This window comes from Amycolatopsis iheyensis (assembly GCF_024703995.1).
Classification (GTDB): domain Bacteria; phylum Actinomycetota; class Actinomycetes; order Mycobacteriales; family Pseudonocardiaceae; genus Amycolatopsis; species Amycolatopsis iheyensis.
Map to the genome: position 1 here is coordinate 1 of NZ_JAMXQV010000076.1, position 1,038 is coordinate 1,038.

Annotated in this window: 1 protein-coding gene; it reads right to left on the reverse strand. The window is 66.1% G+C overall.

The annotated features are described in order from the left end of the window. Nucleotides 1-40: 40 nt before the first annotated feature. On the reverse strand, nt 41-1,038 hold a 998-nt coding region (locus tag M8542_RS49785), incomplete at its 5' end, for an IS256 family transposase (protein WP_372508823.1).

Consider the following 1,038-nt stretch of genomic DNA (forward strand, 5'->3'; position numbering starts at 1 on the left):
GGGTCTGTCAAACGAGCGGTGTAACTCGGGTTGAAAGGATCTACTTGCGTCCGGCGGCCAGGCGGCCGTCGAACGCGATCTCGAACGCGTTCAACGCGGGTTTCCAGCGCATCGTCCAGCGTTTGCGGCCGGCGCCAGTCGGGTCGAGGCTCATGATCGCCATGTAGACACACTTGAGCGCAGCCTGCTCGTTCGGGAAGTGACCACGGGCCTTCACAGCGCGACGGATGCGGGCGTTGACGCTCTCGATCGCGTTGGTCGAACAGATCACCCGCCGGATCTCCGGATCGAACGCCAGGAACGGCACAAACTCGGCCCAGGCGTGGTCCCACAACCGCACGATCGCCGGATACCGGCCACCCCACTCCTGCGCGAACTCGCCGAACCGCTCCCGCGCCGCAGCCTCGGTGGCCGCGGTGTAGACCGGCTTGAGCGCCTTCGCGATCGCATCCCAATGCTGCCGGCCCGCATAGCGGAAACTGTTGCGCAGCAGGTGCACGATGCAGGTCTGGGTGATCGTCTGCGACCAGACCGCGGTGATCGCGTCGGGCAGCCCGGTCAGCCCGTCGCAGACGACCATGAGCACGTCGGCGACGCCGCGGTTCTTCAGCTCGGTCAGCACATGCAGCCAGTACTTGGCACCCTCGCCACCGTCACCGGCCCACAACCCGAGGATGTCGCGGCGGCCCTCACACGTCACCGCCAAAGCCACGTAGATCGGCCGGTTGGCGACCTGCCCGTCCCGGATCTTCACGTGGATCGCGTCGATGAAGATCACCGGATACACCGGGTCGAGGGGCCGGTTCTGCCACTCGACCATGCCTTCCACCACCTTGTCGGTGATCGTGGAGATTGTCTGCCGGGACACCTCGGCGCCATAGACCTCGGCCAGATGCGCCGAGATCTCCCCGGTCGTCAGACCCTTCGCGGCCAGGGAGATCACCATCTCATCCACCCCGCCCAAGCGTTTCTGCCGCTTGGCGACGATCTTCGGCTCGAAGCTGGCATCCCGGTCCCGGGGCACGTCGATCTGGACCG